This is a genomic window from Celeribacter sp. (assembly GCF_048266405.1).
Lineage (GTDB): Bacteria > Pseudomonadota > Alphaproteobacteria > Rhodobacterales > Rhodobacteraceae > Celeribacter.
The window spans coordinates 282,218-300,767 of sequence record NZ_JBLWZO010000003.1 but is presented as its reverse complement, the minus strand read 5'-3'; the positions used below and the strand labels follow the sequence as shown (position 1 = coordinate 300,767).

Here is an 18,550-nt window from a genome sequence, read left to right as displayed (position 1 = left end):
CGGGAGGGTTACTTGCGGTCTGGTGCCGTGATGTCCGCCGTGATCCCCGCCAGATCGGCCCAGATCGGCAAATGATCCGAGGCCTGCCGCGACAGCGCCGTTTCCACCACACCCGCATCGCGCAGGCTCAGTGCGTGCGGCACGGCAATACGGTCAAGCGCCGCGATAGGTCGAGCGGCGTGAAAAGAGCGACCAGGGGCGATTACGTCAAAGGCATCGCGCAGGGGATCAAGCCCGAGGGTGCGCGACCATTCGTTGAAATCGCCAAGGATCACCGTGGGGCGGTCGTCGAGCTTGCCGAGATAGGCGCGGATTGCGTGCAGTTGCTTTTGGCGCGAGCTGCGCAAGAGGCCCAGATGCACCCCGACGATGCGCAGTCCTGCGAGGTCTACCGCCACAGCACCGCGTGGCTCCAGTCCGGGTAGGTCGATGCGATGCGTGGTCTCCACCTGTGTGCCTTTGCGCACAAGGATCGCATTGCCGTGCCACCCAAGCGAGACGGGCGAGGCGGCCACGGGCAGGGGTGTGAAATCGGTGTGGCTCTCGATCAGACGCGCGGGCAGGGCGGCGGGGCGTGCGCCCAGACGCATATCGGCCTCTTGCAGCGCGACAAAATCGGCCTCAATCCCGTTGATCACATCCAGAATGCGTGCAGGCGCCCGCGCTCTATCCGTCCCGCGACATTTGCGCAGGTTATAGGAGGCGAGGCGCATGGCACCGATTTGGGGTTTGTGTGTCATAGGTTTAAGATAGGTATGATACCGTTGAAATACAGCCCCTTTGCGTCCATATGACGGGTCTGACGAGTCATAGAAAGCAGTGCCTCCCCATGTTTCTATCCCGCGCCACCCTGAACGCCATCCTCAAATCCGTCCCCCGCGTGACATGGGCGATTTGGCTGTTGTTGTTGAGTGAGTTTGTCGCAGGGCTCTGGACCGCGCGCTATTCGGCGTCTTTTGTGGCGCTTGGCACCTTGGCGCTGACCCTTGCGCCGATCTTCTTTGCCCGCAGATACCACATCTACGTCCCGCGCAGCTTTATGGGGATGATCATCCTGTTCATCTTTGCCACGCTGTTTCTGGGCGAGGTGGGCGATTTCTACGAGCGCTACTGGTGGTGGGACATCGCGCTGCATGGTGGCTCGGCCATCGGCTTCGGCCTCATCGGCTTTGTCGCGATTTTCATGTTATTCCAAGGGGATCGCTTCGCGGCACCGCCCTTGGCCATCGGGCTGTTCGCCTTTTGCTTTGCCATGTCCATCGGCGGGCTGTGGGAGATTTTCGAGTATCTCATGGATCAGTTTGTTGGCACCAATATGCAAAAATCGGGCATCGACGACACGATGGCGGATTTGATGGTGGATGCGATTGGCGGGTTGATCGGCGCGGGCGCGGGGGTGTTGTACCTGTGGTATGAGCGCTCGGTGTTTCTTGCAGGATGGATCAACGAGTTTATCACCCGCAACCGCCGCTTTTTCTCCAAATACCGCTCGAAATAGCGCTCACGTCCCGCAGAAGGTGGCGGGCACGATTTCGTCTTGGGTGGGTGGGGCCATCAGGTCGCGGTCCGCATCCGCGAGATCAAAGGGCGCGGACAGGACACGGGCCAATCGCTGTGCTTTGGCAAAATCGCCCTCGGTCGCGGCGACAATCGCCTCTTCCAGACGGTGGGTGCGGGGAATGACCTGTGGGTTTGCACGGGCCATTAATGCCGCGCCTTCAGGGCCGCGGTCGCATCGGGCGTGCCACCGTGCCGCCCATGCGTCAAAAGCGGGGCGGTCGGTGAACTCGTCGCGGGCTTTATCGGTGCCCAAGCGCGCAAAGACATTGGTGAAATCCGCGCGGGTCTGAGCCATCAGCGACAACAGGTCTTGTGCCAGATCCTCATCCCCGTTCCGTGGATCGGTGATCCCGAGCTTGGCGGCAAAGGTCTCGCGCCATGCCGTTTGATAAATCGCAGGAAACTGGTTCAACGCCTGTGTGAGTGCCTCAACGGCGGCGTCTTGCGTGCCTGTTTCCTCTGTGAGCATCCCGACAAAGCACGAGCCGAGTTGGGCCAAATTCCAACCCGCAATATTAGCCTGTTGATCAAAGGCATAGCGGCCCCGTTGGTCGATGGACGAATAGCAGGCATTGGCGGCATAGGCGTCGATAAAGGCACAGGGGCCGTAGTCAATCGTCTCGCCCGCGATGCTTGTATTGTCGGTGTTCATCACGCCGTGGACAAAGCCGAGGCCCATCCATCGCGCAATCAGACGCGCCTGTGCGGCGACGATCTGGCTGTAGACATCCAACATGGTCTGCGCTTGCGGGTAGTGGCGGTCGCGGACGTGTTCGGCCAATAGCCGCACGGCCTCGTGGTCCTCTTGGGCAGTGAAATACTGAAAGGTGCCAACGCGGATATGCGACGCGGCCACGCGGGTCAGAACGCCACCGGGATAGGCGCGTTCGCGTTGGACTCGTTCGCCCGTGGCCACTGCGGCCAAGGCGCGGGTGGTTGGCACGTCACAGGCGGCCATGAACTCGGAGACGATATATTCGCGCAGCACGGGGCCAAGCCATGCCCGTCCGTCGCCATTGCGTGAATAGGGCGTGCGTCCTGCGCCTTTGAGCTGAATGTCAAACCGGCCTTGATCGGTGACAACCTCGCCAAGCAGGATGGCCCGCCCGTCGCCCAAGCGCGGCACCCATCCGCCGAATTGATGCGCGGCGTAGACCTGTGCCAGTGGGGCGGCCCCCTCGGGCACCACATTGCCCGCAAACACCGCTGCGTCGCGCTCGGTCACGCCGAGGGCTTCGGCCAGATCCGTGTTGAACAGGATCATCTCGGGCGCGTCGACGGGATCGGGGGCGATCCGCGCATAAAAACGGTCGGGCAGGCGGGCGTAGCTGTTGTCGAATTGGGTCATGTGATCTTACTTAGCCCGCCTTTGAGGTGCGTAAAGAGGTGGATTACAGCGTGGCGAGCCGTGAGGTGAGCAGCGTGAAGAACGCATCCGCGTCGGCCTCGCTCATAAACGTGGCGTTGGGGGCGCGGTCGGTGACGCCCCACCAATCCGCCACGGTCATGCCGCGCGTCAACTCCGACTGCGTTTCGATCTCTACGTTGATGAAACGGCCAGAGAATATCTCGGGCGCGATGAGATAGGCGATCACGGTCGGATCGTGCAGCGGGCCACCCGCCGAGCCGTATTTTTCAATGTCAAAGCGTTCAAAGAAATCGAGCCATCCCGCGACCACATCGCCCACGTGGTTGCCAAAGGCGGCAAACGCCTCAAGGCGCGGTTTGGTCACAAGCACTTTATGGGTGACGTCGAGCGGCATGACAGTGAGTTTGACGCCGGATTTGAACACGATTTCAGCGGCTTCTGGGTCCACGTAAATGTTGAACTCGGCGGCGGGGGTGATGTTGCCGACCTCGAAATAGGCCCCGCCCATCAGCACGATTTCTTGGACACGCTCGATGATGTCGGGCGCTTGGGTAAAGGCCGTGGCGATGTTTGTCAGCGGCCCCATCGGGCAGAGCGTCACTGTGCCTGCGGGCTGTGTGCGCAGGGTGTCGATGATGAAGTCCACGCCGTGTTGTGGCTGTGGCGTCATCGTGGGCGCGGGAAGTTCAATCCCGTCGAGGCCCGTTTTGCCATGCACATGTTCGGCGGTCACAAGCGTGTGGGCGAGGGGGCGGTCGCAGCCAGCAAAGACTTTGACATCTGGACGTCCTGCCACTTCGCAGACCTTGAGCGCGTTCTCGGTGGTGCGCGCAATCGGCACGTTCCCCGCAACGGTGGTCAGGCCAAACACCTCAATCTCGGGTGACGACAGCGCCAAGAGAATGGCGACGGCATCGTCCTGTCCGGGATCGGTGTCGATGATGATTTTTCGTGCATCTGCGTGTGGGCGTATTGGGGCCATGTGCCGTGTCCTGTGTGGTCGTCGTCAAAGGGCCACACTGGCCAAGCTATGCGCGGATGTAAAGCGCTCAGCGCCGTGTTTGACGCGATCCGTTTGCGCCGCGCACAACGACGCGGCGGACGCCGTCCAACTCGGGGAAGCTGAGCGAATAGGCCACGGTGATACGGCGCTGTTGTTCGGTGCCGAGACCTGGTGAGGTTTCGGGGGCGCGGATGCGGAAATCATAGGTGAGGGTGCTGGCATCCTCGGACGGGACGGGCACGAGTTGCGCGTCGTAATAGCCAAGGGCGGGGACCACGCCCGTTGCGGTGACAATCGCGCCTGTGGTTGTACGGGCGATCGACATATCGGCGATGGCAGGGACCAAGGGGCGGGTGTCGACGAATTCGGGGAAGCCCTTGCGCGGGGCGAGCGTTTTGAGCACCGTCACGGGGGTGCCGTCAACGGTCGTGGTGACAGCTTCGGATTTGCCGAACCAGTTGAGAGGGTTGAGTTTGGATGTGCCGAAGGAGGCACAGCCCGATAGGCCAAGCACAACAAGTCCTGAAAGTATCACCTGACGCCGCATCGGATTTCCCCCTTGCTCTCAATTAGTCGCTGCGAAATGCGTAACGGATGTGACGCGGCTTGAAAAGGGGGCGTTGCGTGTTCCGCGTGCGGTCGGTGTCTGGACGTCTGATCCTGAGAGGATTATGTCACGAAGGCAGCACAGTTGCGGTAACGTGAAAAGGAAGACCGACGATGGCCAATGCCCGTTTCGAAGATCTCGTGGAAACATTTGAGTTTTTGGACGATTGGGAAGACCGCTATCGCCATGTGATAGACATGGGAAAGGCCTTCCCCGCGATGGACGAGGGGCTCAAGGTGCCCGCGACCAAGGTTGAGGGCTGTGCCTCTCAGGTGTGGATCGTGCCAACGGTCGAGGGCGGCAAGTTCGATTTTCAGGGCGCCTCCGATGCGATGATCGTGCAAGGGCTGATTGCGGTGCTGCATGAACTCTATGCGGGGCTAAGCGTGGACGAGGTGCGCGACGTGGATGCAGCCGCCGAATTGGGACGTTTGGGCTTGAACGAACACCTCTCGGCGCAGCGCTCTAACGGATTGCGGGCCATGGTCGAACGTATTCAGGACACGGCAGCCCGCGCGGCAAGCTAGGCGGTTGCTGGGCCTTCGGGCGCGAGGAACCGATCCAGATCGCCGTAGCCCGTGAAGCGGCGCTCGAAAGTGAGGCCAAGGCGTTTCGCGCAGTCCTGCGCCGTTGTGGTCAGGTCGGGATCTTCGGTCTGAGCCAGATAGACCAGTTTTTCGTAATTGCCGAAATACATCTCCAACAGATCGGGATAGCGGTCCAGACCCAAAGGACGCCACACAAAGGCGTCGAACTGGCGGGCGAGAAAGTCGGTGAGATAGAAACTCGTGACTTCGCCGCGCTCGGCAAAGATTTTAGAACCTTCAAAAAACGAATAACAATGCGGCGCATCAACCAGTTGTGCCCCGTATGTCTCACACATGTTGGCCAAAAGCCCCCCCGTGCCGCAATCGCCGTAAGCCACGAGGATATGCTCGTAGTCGTCGCGGTGTTTGAGGATGGTGGCCTCAACGGCAGGGGTGATCTTTTGCGGGGTGTTGTGCAGGATCGCGGGCAGGCAGGTCAGCGTGAGGTGTGACAGACCATTGGCCTCGATCAGCGCCAAGACCTCGCGGGCCAAAGCGCCGCAGGCAATGACCAAGGTCTTGCCCGTGCCGATCTGGTCGAGGCCTTGGTCACGCAGGGTCTCGTCGCTGGCGTTTTTTGCGTCGCTGAGGCGGTCCTGTGTCACCTGCGCCACATCACAACTGGTTGTGACGGGCGAGCATCAGGCGTTTTGCTGTTTCCACGGCAATCGCCGCGTCGTCGCAGTAGGCGTCCGCACCGATGGCGGTCCCGAATTCCTCGTTAAGTGGCGCACCGCCACATAGCACGATGTATTTGTCGCGCAGCCCTTGGGTTTTGAGGTTCTCGATCACGGTTTTCATGTAGGGCATTGTTGTGGTCAACAGCGCCGACATGCCGATGATCTGAGCGCCTTCGCGCTCGGCGGTGTCGATATATTCGGAGGCCTCGGTGTTGATGCCAAGGTCGATGATCTCGAAGCCCGCGCCTTCCATCATCATCGCCACAAGGTTCTTGCCGATGTCGTGGATGTCGCCCTTGACCGTGCCGATGACCATTTTGCCCATTTTGGGCGCACCGGTTTCGACCAAGAGCGGCTTGAGAATGAACATGCCTGCTTTCATCGCTTGGGCGGCTTTGAGCACTTCGGGGACGAACAGAATGCCATCACGGAAATCGTCGCCCACGATCTGCATCCCTGCGACCAAGGATTTGGTGAGGATGTCATAGGGGGTCCAGTTGCGGTCCAAAAGAATGCGCACAGCCTCTTCGATCTCCTCTTTGAGACCGTCATAGAGATCGTCCATCATCTGCTCGCACAGCTCGCTGTCGTTGAGGTTGGCGAGGATCAGATCGTCGTTATCGTCAGACATGTGCGTTTCCTTTATGCGCCCGTTTGGCCTGTGCCTGTGTGGCGGGGCGGTACGGGAATGTGTGGCGGGGTCGTCCCGCCAAAATCAAGAGTTAGCCGCGGCGACCACGGCGGCCTGTGCGCTCGCGTGCGGCGGGGCCTTTGTCGTCGGTGCCATCCGAGGTCGAGGAGAACGGCCCAAGCGTTTCGACGATCTGCTCAAGCGTCGGACGCTCGCCGCGTGGGCGGGTTTCCAAGGCGGCTTTCATCGCCACCAGATGCTCGGGCGTGGTGCCACAGCACCCGCCAATGATGCGCGCGCCGGCGTCACGGGCCATACAGGCGTAATCGGCCATCAGCTCGGGGGTGCCGTCATAGTGGATATGGCCGTCCATGTAGCGGGGGATGCCCGCGTTGCCCTTGGCAATGATAGGACGTTCGTGCCCTTGAGCGGCAAAGCCTAACACGGTGCGCATGAGGTCGGACGACCCTGTGCCGCAATTGGCCCCGTAGGCCACAGGCGGAGTTGGCATTTTCTCGACCATATCGGCCAGTTGCGCCGAGGTGACGCCCATCATGGTGCGCCCTGCGGTGTCGAACGACATGGTGCCGACCCACGCAAGGCCCGCTTTGGTAGCGCCTTCGGCGGCGGCTTTGTATTCTTCAGGGGCCGATATTGTCTCGATCCAAGCGACATCTGCGCCGCCTGCCTTGAGGCCTTTGGCCTGTTCGTAGAACAATTCGACCGCGTCTTCGTAGCTCAGCGATCCCATAGGGGCCATGATTTCGCCTGTCGGGCCCATCGAACCTGCGACGATCACGGGGCGACCTGCGGCGTCTGCCACTTTGCGGCCGATCTCGGCGGCGGCTTTGTTCAATTCGAACACGCGGTCTTCGGCGTTGTGCAGTTTGAGACGCGCTGCGGTGCCGCCAAAGGAGTTGGTCAGGAAGATGTCCGACCCTGCGTCCACGGCACCTTGGTAAAGGGCTTCGATGTTTTCGGGTTTGTCGACGTTCCAGAATTCGGGCGAGTCGCCAGACTCCAGTCCCATGTTGAACAGCGTCGTGCCCGTTGCCCCATCGGCCAAGAGCCACTCGCGTGTCTCAAGCAGTTTGGTTAGGGCATTCGGGGTTGGGGCAGCAGTCATAGGCGGGTCTCCAAAACGGGGCGAGGGTGCAAGCCATGCGGCGCACACCCGTGAAACTATGCGCCCATGTGCCATGCGGGAGCGGATTTGGCAAATTCATTCCCGTCATAACGATTATGAGGATGCCACACATTTACGGCATTTCGGGGTGGGCGCGCGTATCCGGAAACGGCATACAAAAAGACCCGCACAGGGGGTGCGGGTCTTGATCGGTGTTTGTTGCGGCCCCGTGGGAGCGTCGCTTAGTTTTCTTCGAACAGTTGCGCTTTGGCAATGGCGAGACAGTCGGCGCGTTTGGCGCGGATCTCGTCTTCGGTGGCTTTGCCTTCGAGATCGCCCGCGACCTTGCGGATCACGTCGTCGTGGCCTGCCTCTTCGAAATCGGCTTTGATCACTTCGAGGGCGTAGGCTTCGCTGTCGGCTCCGGTTTTGCCGAGAACTTCAGCCGCCCAAAGGCCCAAGAGTTTGTTGGCGCGGGCGTCAGCCTTGAACACCATTTCGGCGTCATGGGCGAATTTGTTTTCAAACGCGGATTCGCGATCATCGAAACTGGACATAACTTTGGGTCTCCTCAGAGTAAGTGTTACCTAACCATATGCCTGTGCCTGCGCTAAGGTTCAAGACGCGAATTGGACTTTGGCGGGCGGCATGAGGCGGGTTTTGGCAGGCTGTAGGACTGGTAGCGCTCGCAGCCTCACATGCCTCAGGTCCACTGTGGCGGGGTCGGGTGCGTCCATCGGGCCCTAAAAGAGGGCGTCGGCGTCCTTGCTCCCGTGCGCCCCTTGGCCTAAAGAACGCGTGACAGAGGCGCGATCTTATGATTCTGCGCCTTGCAATCCATTGGAGGCCCACATGGCGCGCCGTAAAAAGATTTACGAAGGCAAAGCAAAGACACTCTTTGAGGGTCCAGAGCCAGGCACCATTGTTCAATATTTCAAAGACGACGCGACCGCATTCAACGCCGAGAAAAAGGCGACGATTGAGGGCAAGGGCGTGTTGAACAACCGTCTGTCCGAATTCTTTATGACCGGTTTGACCAATCTGGGGATTCCCAACCACTTCATCCGCCGTCTCAACATGCGCGAGCAACTGTGCCGCCAATGCGAGATCGTGCCGCTTGAAGTGATCGTGCGCAACTACGCGGCGGGCTCCATGTCCAAGCGTCTCGGGATTGAAGAGGGCACACGTCTGCCCCGTCCGATCATCGAGTTTTCCTACAAGGATGACGCGCTGGGCGATCCGCTTGTGCCCGAAGAATACATCATCGCCTTTGGTTGGGCCTCACAGCAGGACATGGACGACATCGTGGCGCTTGCGCTGCGCGTGAATGACTACCTGTCGGGTGTCATGTATGGCGTGGGAATCAAGCTCATCGACTTCAAAATCGAGATTGGCCGTGTGTGGGACAATGACTTCATGCGTCTGGTCGTGGCCGACGAGATTTCGCCCGACAGCTGTCGCTTGTGGGACATCGAGAGCGGTCAGAAGCTCGACAAAGACGTGTTCCGTCGCGATCTCGGCAACCTCACGGACGCCTATACGGAAGTGGCGCGCCGCCTTGGCGTTCTGCCCACCAACGGTCCTGTGGCCGCGGGCGACAAGCCCACACTGATTAACTGATCTAAAGACAGAAGGTTTGAGCCTATGAAAGCCCGCGTAAACGTCATGTTGAAAACTGGTGTTCTGGACCCACAGGGCGCTGCCGTGCAACACGCACTCGGCGCACTCGGGTTTGAGGGCGTCAACGAAGTGCGCCAAGGCAAGGTGATCGAGCTTGATCTCGCTGATGGCACAACGGAAGCCACGATCAAGGAGATGTGCGAGAAGCTGCTCGCCAATACCGTGATCGAAAGCTACACGATCGACATTCTGTAAGACCCGTTCAGAACAGATTGAAAAAGCCGCTCCATTCGGGGCGGCTTTTGTCGTTTTGCGCTAAGGCGAAGGTGGCAGCCTATGCCTGTGGCGGGATGTGGAGTGTGGCAGCAACGCCTGTGTCACATGGCAGCGGGGTCCATTCGCCACCAAGCTGCGCCGCCGAGGCTTCGATCACCCGCAACCCGAGACCCGATCCTGTGGGAGGCTGCGTGGTGTCAAAGCCCACACCGTCGTCGCTGAAGGTCAGGCGGATGGAGGCGTCGGGGGTCATCTCGCCCTTCATCGTGACAGCCCCTTTGCGCCCGTCAGGAAAGCCGTGCTTGAACGAATTGGTCGCAAATTCGTTGAAAATCACGGCCACGGCGGAGGCCTGCTCCGAGGTGAGCAACAGGTCGGGCAGATCGGCGTTGAGGCTAACGCCTTTGGGTGCAATCGCGGCGATGATCTGCACGAGTTTGCGGGCATACTCCGCCATGTCGACGCGGTTGCTGGCCGAGGTGCGATACATCGCTTCGTGCAGAGCTGCGACGGTTTGAATGCGGGTCTCGACGTGTTTGAGCGCCTCGCGCGTGTCGTCGGAGCGATGTGCGCGGGCCTTGAGACGGATTTGGGCTGCCACGGATTGCAGCGAGTTTTTCACGCGGTGGTCGACCTCCTGACGCAGAACTTCGGCGTCTTTGACCGCGCGGCGCAGCGCGATCTGGCTGGCCACTTGGGCGGCGAGCGTTTTGAGGGCCTTGCGTTGCAGTTCTGTGAGTCTGCGCGGCTCCATGCCAATGACGCAGACCGTCCCCATCAAGACCCCGTCGCTATTGCGCAATGGCACGCCTGCATAGAACCGTGCGCCGCCTTGGGTCACAGGGGCGAGGTCACGGGTACGCGGATCAAGGCAGAGATCGGGGATCTCCACCATATCCGAGCCCGTCAGAACCCGCGTGCATAGTGCGTCCTCGACGCGGTTGGACGGATCGGTCAGCCCGCAGGCCGCCTTGAACCACTGGGTGTCACCGCCAAAGAAGCTGACAAAGGAGACAGGCATTCCGCAGATGTCCGACAAAAGCTCGGCCACATCGTCAAACATGTCCTCGCGATCCGCATTGAGCAGGTTCAACCCCGCAAGCGTCTCTTCGGGGGCGATTTCAATGGTCTGCGTCACGGGGGTCGCGTCGGTCATGGGCGGGCGTCCTTGTCGTCGGTGTCGAGGTGAGATGTAGTAGCGTTTTTTACGGGCGGCCTTCAACGAAATCCGAGCGCACCTGTGTTCATTTTCCCGTGTGAATTTTGTGTGATGGGCGTGAGCGGGGCAGGGAGGCGTGTCGTATAGGTAGGGGCGTCACGCGCCTTTTCCACTAGGGACGTGTTTGAACGCGTATCCGCGCTTGAATGCGGCTCTGTCCTGCTTTATTGCCTGCGGCAAGAGAGATCCAAGGCGCATCTGCGCCGCTGCCCCTTCTGCTGACCCATCGGAGACGCCCCATGAAAGCTGCCGTCCTGCAATTCCCCGGTTCCAACTGCGACCGCGATATGGCCGTGGCCCTGCGCAATGCGGGCGCGGATGTCACAATGGTCTGGCACAAGGAGGCACAGTTGCCCGACGGGGTTGATGTGGTTGGTGTGCCGGGCGGGTTTTCCTACGGCGACTATCTGCGTTGTGGGGCTATCGCGGCCAACTCGCCCATCACCGCGGCACTGAAGGCGCATGTGGCGCGTGGCGGTTTTGCTTTCGGGATCTGCAACGGCTTTCAAGTGCTTGCCGAGGCGCAATTGCTGCCCGGCGCGCTGCTGCGCAACCAAGGTGTGAAATACATCTGTAACACCCAAGAGCTGATCGTCGAGACAACGGATAGCCCCTATACTGCCGACTATGAGCAGGGTCAGCGCATTCAAATCCCGATTGCCCACCATGACGGCAATTACACCGCTGACAAAGACACGTTGGACCGCCTTGAGGGTGAGGGCCGCGTGGCGTTCCGCTATGCCAACAACCCCAACGGCTCCGACCGCGATATTGCGGGCATTCTGTCCGAGAACCGTCGTGTTCTTGGCATGATGCCGCACCCCGAGCGGGCCGCTGAGCCTGCGCATGGCAATGAGGATGGCAAAGCCTTCTTTACCTCGCTGCTCTCGGCGGTTGTCAGCGCCTAAGGCCAACAAAGCACAACAGAGTTTCTGCCCTCTTTCGTGGCGGATTGCGGCTGATCTCAAGCGGAAAACCGCCAGATAACAGGGGCGTGTGGCAAAGGTGAGCTGCGCCCTCTTGCGGCTCCCGCGTCTGCGTGCATACCCTTTGGACATGAGTGATCACGGGCTTCCTTCTCCATCCGGCGGTGCCGCCGAGGTACAAAACACGTCTTTGACGTGGCTTGGCCGTTTGGCGATTGTGGCGTTTATCGGCGTGGCTGTTGCGGTGGTTTGGGTGTCGAACCTGTTGCTGACCGAGCGCTACACCATCCTCACGCGCAACCGCGCCGAGGTGCGACAGGCGCTCTATGCGGGCAACCTGATCTCCGAGTTACAGCGTAATTCGATTGTGCCACTGCTGTTGTCACGCGATCCCGTTCTGGCCTCGGCCCTGTCGACGGACGATTATGTGACGACCTCACAGCACCTGATCAACTATGTCGATGAAATCGGCGCGGCGGCCCTGTTGCTGCTCGACGAATCCGGCCGTGTGGTGGCGGCAACCGACCGATCCGAGCTAGGCCGTAACGGGCGGTTGAGCCCGTATTTCGTGGACGCGCTGCGCTCCAATGACACCACGTTCAAAGCCTCCAAACTTGAGAGCGGCGCCTATGAGTTCACTTACGCGCGCCGGATCGAAGTGGGCGGTGTTCTGGCAGGGGTGATCGTTGTCGAGGTCAATCTGGCCAAGTTCGAAACCCAATGGGCGAGCATTTCCGACGCGGTTCTGGTGGTGAACTCCGAAGGGGACATCATCCTGTCGACGGAGCCGAAGTGGCGGGCACGCAAAGAGGCCGAGGCCTTGGAAGTGCGCGATGCCCCCACGGCCATCGAGCGGGCGTTGCGGGCCACCTCCGACTGGTCCAATAAGTCGCCCGATGTCTATTTGGGTGGTGAGGCGGTCATGCGCCTTGAAAGCCGCATTCCGTTTCGCGGGTGGCGCATGGCGTCCTTTAGCACCTACACCTCGGTGCGTGAGCGGGTGAATGCGGTTCTGGCCTTGGAAATCATGGGCTTTGCCATTTTGCTCTCGCTCGGGTTCTATCTCACCTCTCGTCGGGCGGTCTCGCGGGCAGGGTTGTTTCAGCGCGAAAGTGCCGAATTGCGCCAACTCAACACGCGATTACAGCGCGAGATTGCCGAACGTGAACGGGCCGAAAAGAGCCTTGAAGTTGCCGAGCAAACTCTTGCGCAATCAAGCAAACTGGCTGTTTTGGGTGAAATGTCGGCGGCGGTTAGCCATGAGTTGAACCAACCGCTTGCCGCGATGAAAACCTATCTGGCGGGGGCGAAACTGCTGTTGCAACGCAAACGTCCCGACGAGGCTCTGGCGTCCTTTGGCCGCGTCGATGACCTGATCGAGCGGATGGCGGCGATTACCAAACAGTTGAAATCCTACGCCCGTAAAGGCTCCGATCATCTGGAACCCATCGACCTGCGCGGCTGTGTCAATTCGGCGCTCTCAATGATGGAGCCGCAGATGCGTCAACGCGCAGTCGAGATCACCCGCACCCTGCCGCCCGAGCCGGTCTATGTGGACGGGGACCGGGTGCGGTTGGAGCAGGTGCTTGTGAACTTGTTGCGCAACGCCTTTGATGCGGGCAAGAATGCCCCTGACCCACAGATTGACATCATTGTTGCAGGCGGCGCTCATGCCTCTGTGTCGGTGCGCGATAACGGGACGGGCATCGAAGACCTCGATACGTTGTTCGAGCCGTTCTACACCACCAAAGCGCCGGGAGATGGGGTGGGGCTTGGCCTCGCGATCTCCTCGGGGATCGTCACCGAGCTTGGCGGACGTCTTACCGCGCACAACCGACCGTCGGGCGGGGCGGTGTTTGAAATGATCCTGCCGTTGTCACGGATACACGAAGAAGACCGTAAAGACGACGATGTGGGTGACACAGATATTCGTGCGGCGGAATAATCCGCTGCGTACCTTATAAAAGACCAAAGACCTCAAAGAGGAAGTGACCAATGGCCAGTGCTATGAAAATTGCAATCGTGGATGACGAGCAGGACATGCGTCAGTCGATCAGCCAATGGCTCGCCCTGTCGGGGTTCGACACCGAGACCTTTGCCAGCGCAGAAGATGCGATCAAGGGGCTTGGACCCGACTATCCGGGGGCGGTGATCACCGACATCAAAATGCCGGGGATGGACGGGATGCAGTTCCTCAAGAAGCTGATGAGCGTCGATAGCGGCTTGCCCGTTATTATGATCACGGGGCACGGCGATGTGCCGATGGCGGTGGAGGCTATGCGGATTGGCGCATTCGATTTCCTCGAAAAACCGTTTAACCCTGACCGCATGACCGAACTGGCCAAAAAGGCCACGAATGCACGGCGTCTGACGCTTGATAACCGCGCGTTGCGGCGTGAATTGTCGGGGGGTACGGGCATTATGAACAAGCTCATCGGCGCGTCCGATGTGATGGAGCGGCTGCGCGAGGATATTCTCGATCTGGGCCAAGCCGACAGCCATGTGTTGATCGACGGCGAGACGGGCACGGGCAAGACACTTGTGGCACATGCGCTGCACGCAGTCGGTGCACGGGCCTCGAAGAAGTTCGTGACCTTTTCCTGTGCGGGGCGCGAGGAGGCGGAATTGTCCAAGCGTCTGTTCGGACCTGACCCTGATGGAGCGGCGCAACCGCTCATTGAAGAGGCCCGTGGTGGCACTTTGGTGATCGAGGATATAGAAGCGCTGTCCGGAGGCTTGCAAGCGCGTTTGCTGACGTGGATCAACGAACAGGGCACGCCGCCCGAAACCCGTGTGATCGCGATTTGTAACCTCCAAGAGCAGGGGCGGACCTGCGAGAGCGCGCTGCGGCCCGATCTCTATTTCCGTCTCGCCGCGATGAAGATCACCACGCCGCCATTGCGCGCGCGCGGTGAGGACATCCTGTCGCTGTTCACGCAGCTCAGCCAGCAATTCGCCGAGGAATATGGCTGTGAGGCGCCCGAGATCGCCGCACAGGAGGCCGCGCAACTGCTGCAAGCGCCTTGGCCCGGTAATATCCGTCAGTTGATCAATGTGGCCGAGCGGGCCGTGCTACAAAGCCGTCGCGGATCGGGGTCGATTGCTTCGCTGCTTCTGGCCGAGGACGACTCGCCCGAGGCACAAACCATGACCACGGACGGCAAGCCGCTCAAGGAATATGTCGAGGCGTTCGAGCGGATGTTGATCGACAACACCATGCGTCGCCATAAGGGGTCGATTGTGTCGGTGATGGACGAATTATGCCTGCCGCGGCGCACCCTGAACGAGAAAATGGCCAAATACGGCCTGCAACGTTCTGACTATTTGGGCTAAAACTGTGTTCTGAATGTTTGATGAGGGCTCCCGTTCGGGGGCCCTTTTGTATGTCGGGACGGGGATGTTTTGTGCCTCTCTCGCATCAATTTCGCCACCGTGCCGCTGTGGATAAATGCGGGCGAATTCAATTTGCGTGTTGTGTTTGAGGGAACGGATCACTACTGATGAAGGACGCAGGTCTCGAATGAGCGCCACTACACGGTGCATTTTTTGGGAAACCGCGACGACAGATTCGCTGCTTACGTGTGCAGGAAGTGGCCTCGACCCGTGAACGAACGGGAAGGCCAGCCGCCCGTACCGCAGACCGATACCGCCACATGGCATGACAAAACCGTATGGCAATGAACGCCCTGACTCGATTTTTTAAACGGGAAGGGGATCTTAAACTGGGCGACGGATGACTTTGTGTCGACGATCGCCGGAGAAAAACGCGATGCAACGCGCAGAGGCAAATACAGAGCATATGACGGGCGCTTGCGCCTGCGCGCTCTCGCCCGCGCTGTTACTCGCCCCTAACAAACACCTGAGATCCGATCCGATTGCGCTCGCGCAAAACGGTCCCGTTTTGGGTGCCGAAAGACAACAATGGCTAAGAAAATGCTTATCGACGCCACCCACGCGGAAGAAACCCGCGTTGTGGTGGTTGACGGAAATAAGGTCGAGGAATTCGACTTTGAATCAGAAAATAAACGCCAGCTCGCTGGCAACATCTATCTCGCAAAAGTAACACGGGTCGAGCCGTCGCTTCAGGCGGCGTTTATCGACTATGGCGGAAATCGCCATGGTTTCCTCGCCTTCTCCGAGATTCACCCCGATTATTACCAGATCCCTGTGGCCGACCGTGAGGCGCTGCTTGCAGAGGAAATGGAATACGCCAAACAACAAGAGGAAGAAGAAGAGCGCGAGAAGCCAAAGCGGTCTCGTCGTCGTCGGTCTTCCTCGTCCCGCTCGCGCAGTCAGTCTGTCGCGGCAGATGCCACGTCGGATGACGCCGTAGAGACCAAAGAGGTCGATCCAGCAGCTCCGGAAGCCTCCGATGATGCCGCCGCAGGTGTCAGCGGTATGGATGTGGTCGAGCCCGAAGCTTCTGAGGCGGATGATTTGATCGCTGAGGGTCATGCCCCCGTGGAAGAGGGCACATCGCCCGCCTTCACCGTTGCTGAGACCCCAGTTGAGGAGCCTGCTGAGGACGAGGCGTCTGATGATGCAGACAACGCCGAGACTGACGCTGATGCGTCTGATGAGGACTCTAGCGAGGATGACGCCGACCAAGACAATGCGGATGATGACGACGGCGACGATGCCGAAACCGCATCCGAAAAAGACGACAGCATCGAAAGCGTTGCTGACGATGATACCGTTGAAGAGGTCCGTCCGCGCCGCAAACCGCGTCCGCGTCGCTACAAAATCCAAGAGGTGATCAAGGTCCGCCAGATCCTTCTGGTGCAGGTCGTTAAAGAAGAGCGCGGCAACAAAGGCGCGGCTCTCACCACCTACCTTTCGCTTGCAGGGCGCTACTGTGTCTTGATGCCAAATACGGCCCGTGGGGGCGGCATTTCGCGCAAGATCACCAACGCTGCCGACCGCAAGAAACTCAAAGAGATTGCCCAAGAGATCGACGTGCCACAGGGCGCAGGCCTGATTGTGCGCACCGCAGGGGCGCAGCGCACCAAGACCGAGATCAAACGTGACTATGACTATCTCAAACGGTTGTGGGAACAGATCCGTGCCTTGACGCTCAAATCCACGGCACCTGCGAAAATTTACGAAGAGGGCGACCTCATCAAACGCTCCATCCGTGATCTCTATTCCAAAGAGATCGACGAGGTGATTGTCGAGGGCGAGGGCGGATACCGCATTGCCAAAGACTTTATGCGGATGATCATGCCGACCCACGCCAAAAACGTGGTTCACTACAAAGAGCAACTGCCGCTCTTTGCGCGCTATCAGGTCGAAACCTACCTCGGGTCGATGTTCAATCCGACCGTTCAGTTGAAGTCCGGTGGTTACATCGTCATCGACTGGACCGAGGCGCTTGTCGCCGTGGACGTCAACTCGGGTCGGGCGACCAAAGAAGGCTCGATTGAGGAAACCGCGCTCAAGACCAACTTGGAAGCCGCAGAAGAAGTGGCCCGTCAGGCTCGTCTGCGTGACCTTGCTGGCCTGATCGTGATCGACTTCATCGACATGGAAGAACGCCGCAATAACGCCGCTGTCGAGAAACGCCTCAAGGACAAGCTGAAAACCGACCGCGCCCGCATTCAGGTGGGTCGCATTTCGGGCTTTGGTCTGTTGGAGATGAGCCGTCAGCGTCTGCGTCCTGGCATGTTGGAAGCCACCACACAGCCGTGCCCGCATTGTCACGGCACGGGTTTGATCCGCTCCGACGACAACATGGCGCTCACGATCCTGCGCCAGCTCGAAGAAGAGGGCACCCGCAAACGTTCGCGTGAAGTGCTGCTCAAAGCGCCAGTTGCGGTGATCAACTACCTCGTGAACTACAAACGCGAAGCCATTGCGCTGATCGAGAGCCGTTACGGTATGGCCGTGCGTCTTGAGGCCGATCCCTTCATGATCTCGCCTGACTTCACGGTGGAGAAATTCAAAACCGCGACCCGCGTGATCAAGCCTGAGACGAGTAATGTGATCTCTGCCTCGTCCGCGCTGATGTCCGAGATTGACGACGAAGCTGATGCGATTGAGGACGTGGCCGAAGTCGAAGACGCACAGGTTGAGGCCGTTGCCACCGATGAAAACGGTGAAGACGAGCAAAAACCGAAAAAACGTCGTCGTCGCCGTCGTCGTCGTCGGAAATCTGGCGATGAAGATGAGAACGGGACAAACAACGAGTCCGGTACAGAGGTCACTCAAGGCGACAGCCAGAACGCGGCTCCGAGCGAGGGTGACGCCGATCAGGCAACGTCTTCTGATGAGGCAACCACTGACGAGACGCCCAAGCCGAAGCGCAAGCGCACACGGTCGCGCACCCGCAAACCCGCCACAGCCGTTGATGCCGTGAGCGAAGATGCGACAGCAACGGCAGAGGCCTCAACGGAGGCGCAAGCCGAAGCGCCTGCCGAGGCAGCCGCAGAGACACCTGCCGAGACTGAGGAAAAGGCCGAGAAGCCCAAGCGCACACGGACGCGCTCGCGCAGCAAGAAAGCCGATACCGTAGCGGTTGAGGCGGCTCCCGAGGTGGCAGAGACTGTCACCGAAGAGGCTCCGAAGCCGAAGCGCAAACGCCGCACCAAGGCCGAGATCGAAGCTGCAAAGGCCGCGAAAGAGGCTGAAAAGGCGGCTGCGGCGGACGCACCCAAGCCGAAGCGCAAGCGCCGCACCAAGGCCGAGATCGAAGCTGACAAGGCTGCGAAAGAAGCGGCAAAGGCCGCGCCTGCACAGGTTGAGACGGTTGTCGAGACGGCTCCCGAAGCGCCCACGCCAAAGGTCGAAGAGACCGTCGTGGTCGCTGACCCTGCGCCAACGCAAGAGCCTGCACCTGCCGCTGAGGCAGAGGCCAAGCCAAAATCAAAGCGCAAGGGATGGTGGAGCCTCGGCTAAACCGACTGCGCGTAAAGACATCAGACGGCTCGCCCTTCGGAGCGGGCCGTTT

At 59.9% G+C, this 18,550-nt stretch carries 17 protein-coding genes; 8 read left to right on the top strand and 9 right to left on the bottom strand.

Features of this window, described 5'->3' with window-relative positions:
• Positions 1-8 precede the first annotated feature (8 nt).
• Complete coding sequence (locus ACN0TS_RS08885) at positions 9-740, bottom strand: endonuclease/exonuclease/phosphatase family protein (RefSeq protein WP_417258993.1); 732 nt, start codon at positions 738-740, stop codon at positions 9-11.
• Between the two features lie 89 nt (positions 741-829).
• Between ACN0TS_RS08885 and ACN0TS_RS08880 the strand changes: the two genes are divergently transcribed.
• The gene (locus ACN0TS_RS08880) at positions 830-1,498 is read left to right on the top strand and encodes a hypothetical protein (protein WP_417258992.1); all 669 of its coding nucleotides are present in this window, start codon (positions 830-832) and stop codon (positions 1,496-1,498) included.
• Positions 1,499-1,501: 3 nt separating this feature from the next.
• Here the strand turns inward: ACN0TS_RS08880 and ACN0TS_RS08875 are convergent, their stop codons facing one another.
• From ACN0TS_RS08875 to ACN0TS_RS08865, 3 genes are all read right to left on the bottom strand, one after another.
• Positions 1,502-2,908 carry a protein adenylyltransferase SelO gene (locus tag ACN0TS_RS08875; RefSeq protein WP_417258991.1) on the bottom strand — a complete coding sequence of 469 codons (1,407 nt, stop codon included), beginning with the start codon at positions 2,906-2,908 and terminating at the stop codon, positions 1,502-1,504.
• A 43-nt stretch (positions 2,909-2,951) separates the two neighbouring features.
• Positions 2,952-3,911, bottom strand: a complete 960-nt coding sequence (locus tag ACN0TS_RS08870) for a nucleoside hydrolase (protein WP_417258990.1) — start codon at positions 3,909-3,911, stop codon at positions 2,952-2,954.
• Between the two features lie 67 nt (positions 3,912-3,978).
• On the bottom strand, positions 3,979-4,479 hold the full coding sequence (locus ACN0TS_RS08865; RefSeq protein ID WP_417258989.1) for a hypothetical protein: 501 nt from the start codon (positions 4,477-4,479) through the stop codon (positions 3,979-3,981).
• Between the two features lie 173 nt (positions 4,480-4,652).
• Here ACN0TS_RS08865 and ACN0TS_RS08860 point away from each other — a divergent pair, with 173 nt between their 5' ends.
• Positions 4,653-5,066: a SufE family protein gene (locus ACN0TS_RS08860; protein ID WP_417258988.1), complete on the top strand. Its 414-nt coding sequence runs from the start codon at positions 4,653-4,655 to the stop codon at positions 5,064-5,066.
• Here the strand turns inward: ACN0TS_RS08860 and ACN0TS_RS08855 are convergent.
• From ACN0TS_RS08855 to ACN0TS_RS08840, 4 genes are all read right to left on the bottom strand, one after another.
• A complete protein-coding gene (locus tag ACN0TS_RS08855; protein ID WP_417258987.1) occupies positions 5,063-5,731 on the bottom strand; it encodes a DUF1638 domain-containing protein in 669 nt (222 codons plus the stop codon). The genes ACN0TS_RS08860 and ACN0TS_RS08855 overlap by 4 nt on opposite strands.
• 10 nt (positions 5,732-5,741) lie before the next feature.
• Positions 5,742-6,437, bottom strand: a complete 696-nt coding sequence (locus ACN0TS_RS08850; protein ID WP_417258986.1) for a corrinoid protein — start codon at positions 6,435-6,437, stop codon at positions 5,742-5,744.
• Positions 6,438-6,528: 91 nt separating this feature from the next.
• Positions 6,529-7,563, bottom strand: coding sequence for a betaine--homocysteine S-methyltransferase (bmt, locus tag ACN0TS_RS08845; protein WP_417258985.1), 1,035 nt, complete (start codon positions 7,561-7,563; stop codon positions 6,529-6,531).
• A gap of 242 nt (positions 7,564-7,805) precedes the next feature.
• On the bottom strand, positions 7,806-8,120 hold the full coding sequence (locus ACN0TS_RS08840) for a DUF1476 domain-containing protein (protein WP_417258984.1): 315 nt from the start codon (positions 8,118-8,120) through the stop codon (positions 7,806-7,808).
• A gap of 295 nt (positions 8,121-8,415) precedes the next feature.
• Between ACN0TS_RS08840 and purC the strand changes: the two genes are divergently transcribed.
• A complete protein-coding gene (gene purC, locus ACN0TS_RS08835) occupies positions 8,416-9,183 on the top strand; it encodes a phosphoribosylaminoimidazolesuccinocarboxamide synthase (protein WP_417258983.1) in 768 nt (255 codons plus the stop codon).
• A gap of 24 nt (positions 9,184-9,207) precedes the next feature.
• Positions 9,208-9,438, top strand: coding sequence for a phosphoribosylformylglycinamidine synthase subunit PurS (purS, locus tag ACN0TS_RS08830; protein WP_417258982.1), 231 nt, complete (start codon positions 9,208-9,210; stop codon positions 9,436-9,438).
• 79 nt (positions 9,439-9,517) lie between these two features.
• On the opposite strand, the gene ACN0TS_RS08825 is transcribed toward purS, so the two are convergent.
• Complete coding sequence (locus ACN0TS_RS08825) at positions 9,518-10,615, bottom strand: sensor histidine kinase (RefSeq protein WP_417258981.1); 1,098 nt, start codon at positions 10,613-10,615, stop codon at positions 9,518-9,520.
• Positions 10,616-10,917: 302 nt separating this feature from the next.
• Between ACN0TS_RS08825 and purQ the strand changes: the two genes are divergently transcribed.
• From purQ to ACN0TS_RS08805, 4 genes are all read left to right on the top strand, one after another.
• Positions 10,918-11,586 carry a phosphoribosylformylglycinamidine synthase subunit PurQ gene (gene purQ, locus ACN0TS_RS08820; protein WP_417258980.1) on the top strand — a complete coding sequence of 223 codons (669 nt, stop codon included), beginning with the start codon at positions 10,918-10,920 and terminating at the stop codon, positions 11,584-11,586.
• A 148-nt stretch (positions 11,587-11,734) separates the two neighbouring features.
• The gene (locus tag ACN0TS_RS08815) at positions 11,735-13,549 is read left to right on the top strand and encodes a sensor histidine kinase (RefSeq protein ID WP_417258979.1); all 1,815 of its coding nucleotides are present in this window, start codon (positions 11,735-11,737) and stop codon (positions 13,547-13,549) included.
• A gap of 50 nt (positions 13,550-13,599) precedes the next feature.
• The gene (locus ACN0TS_RS08810) at positions 13,600-14,937 is read left to right on the top strand and encodes a sigma-54-dependent transcriptional regulator (RefSeq protein ID WP_417258978.1); all 1,338 of its coding nucleotides are present in this window, start codon (positions 13,600-13,602) and stop codon (positions 14,935-14,937) included.
• Between the two features lie 588 nt (positions 14,938-15,525).
• Positions 15,526-18,498, top strand: coding sequence for an Rne/Rng family ribonuclease (locus ACN0TS_RS08805; RefSeq protein WP_417258977.1), 2,973 nt, complete (start codon positions 15,526-15,528; stop codon positions 18,496-18,498).
• Positions 18,499-18,550: the final 52 nt, after the last annotated feature.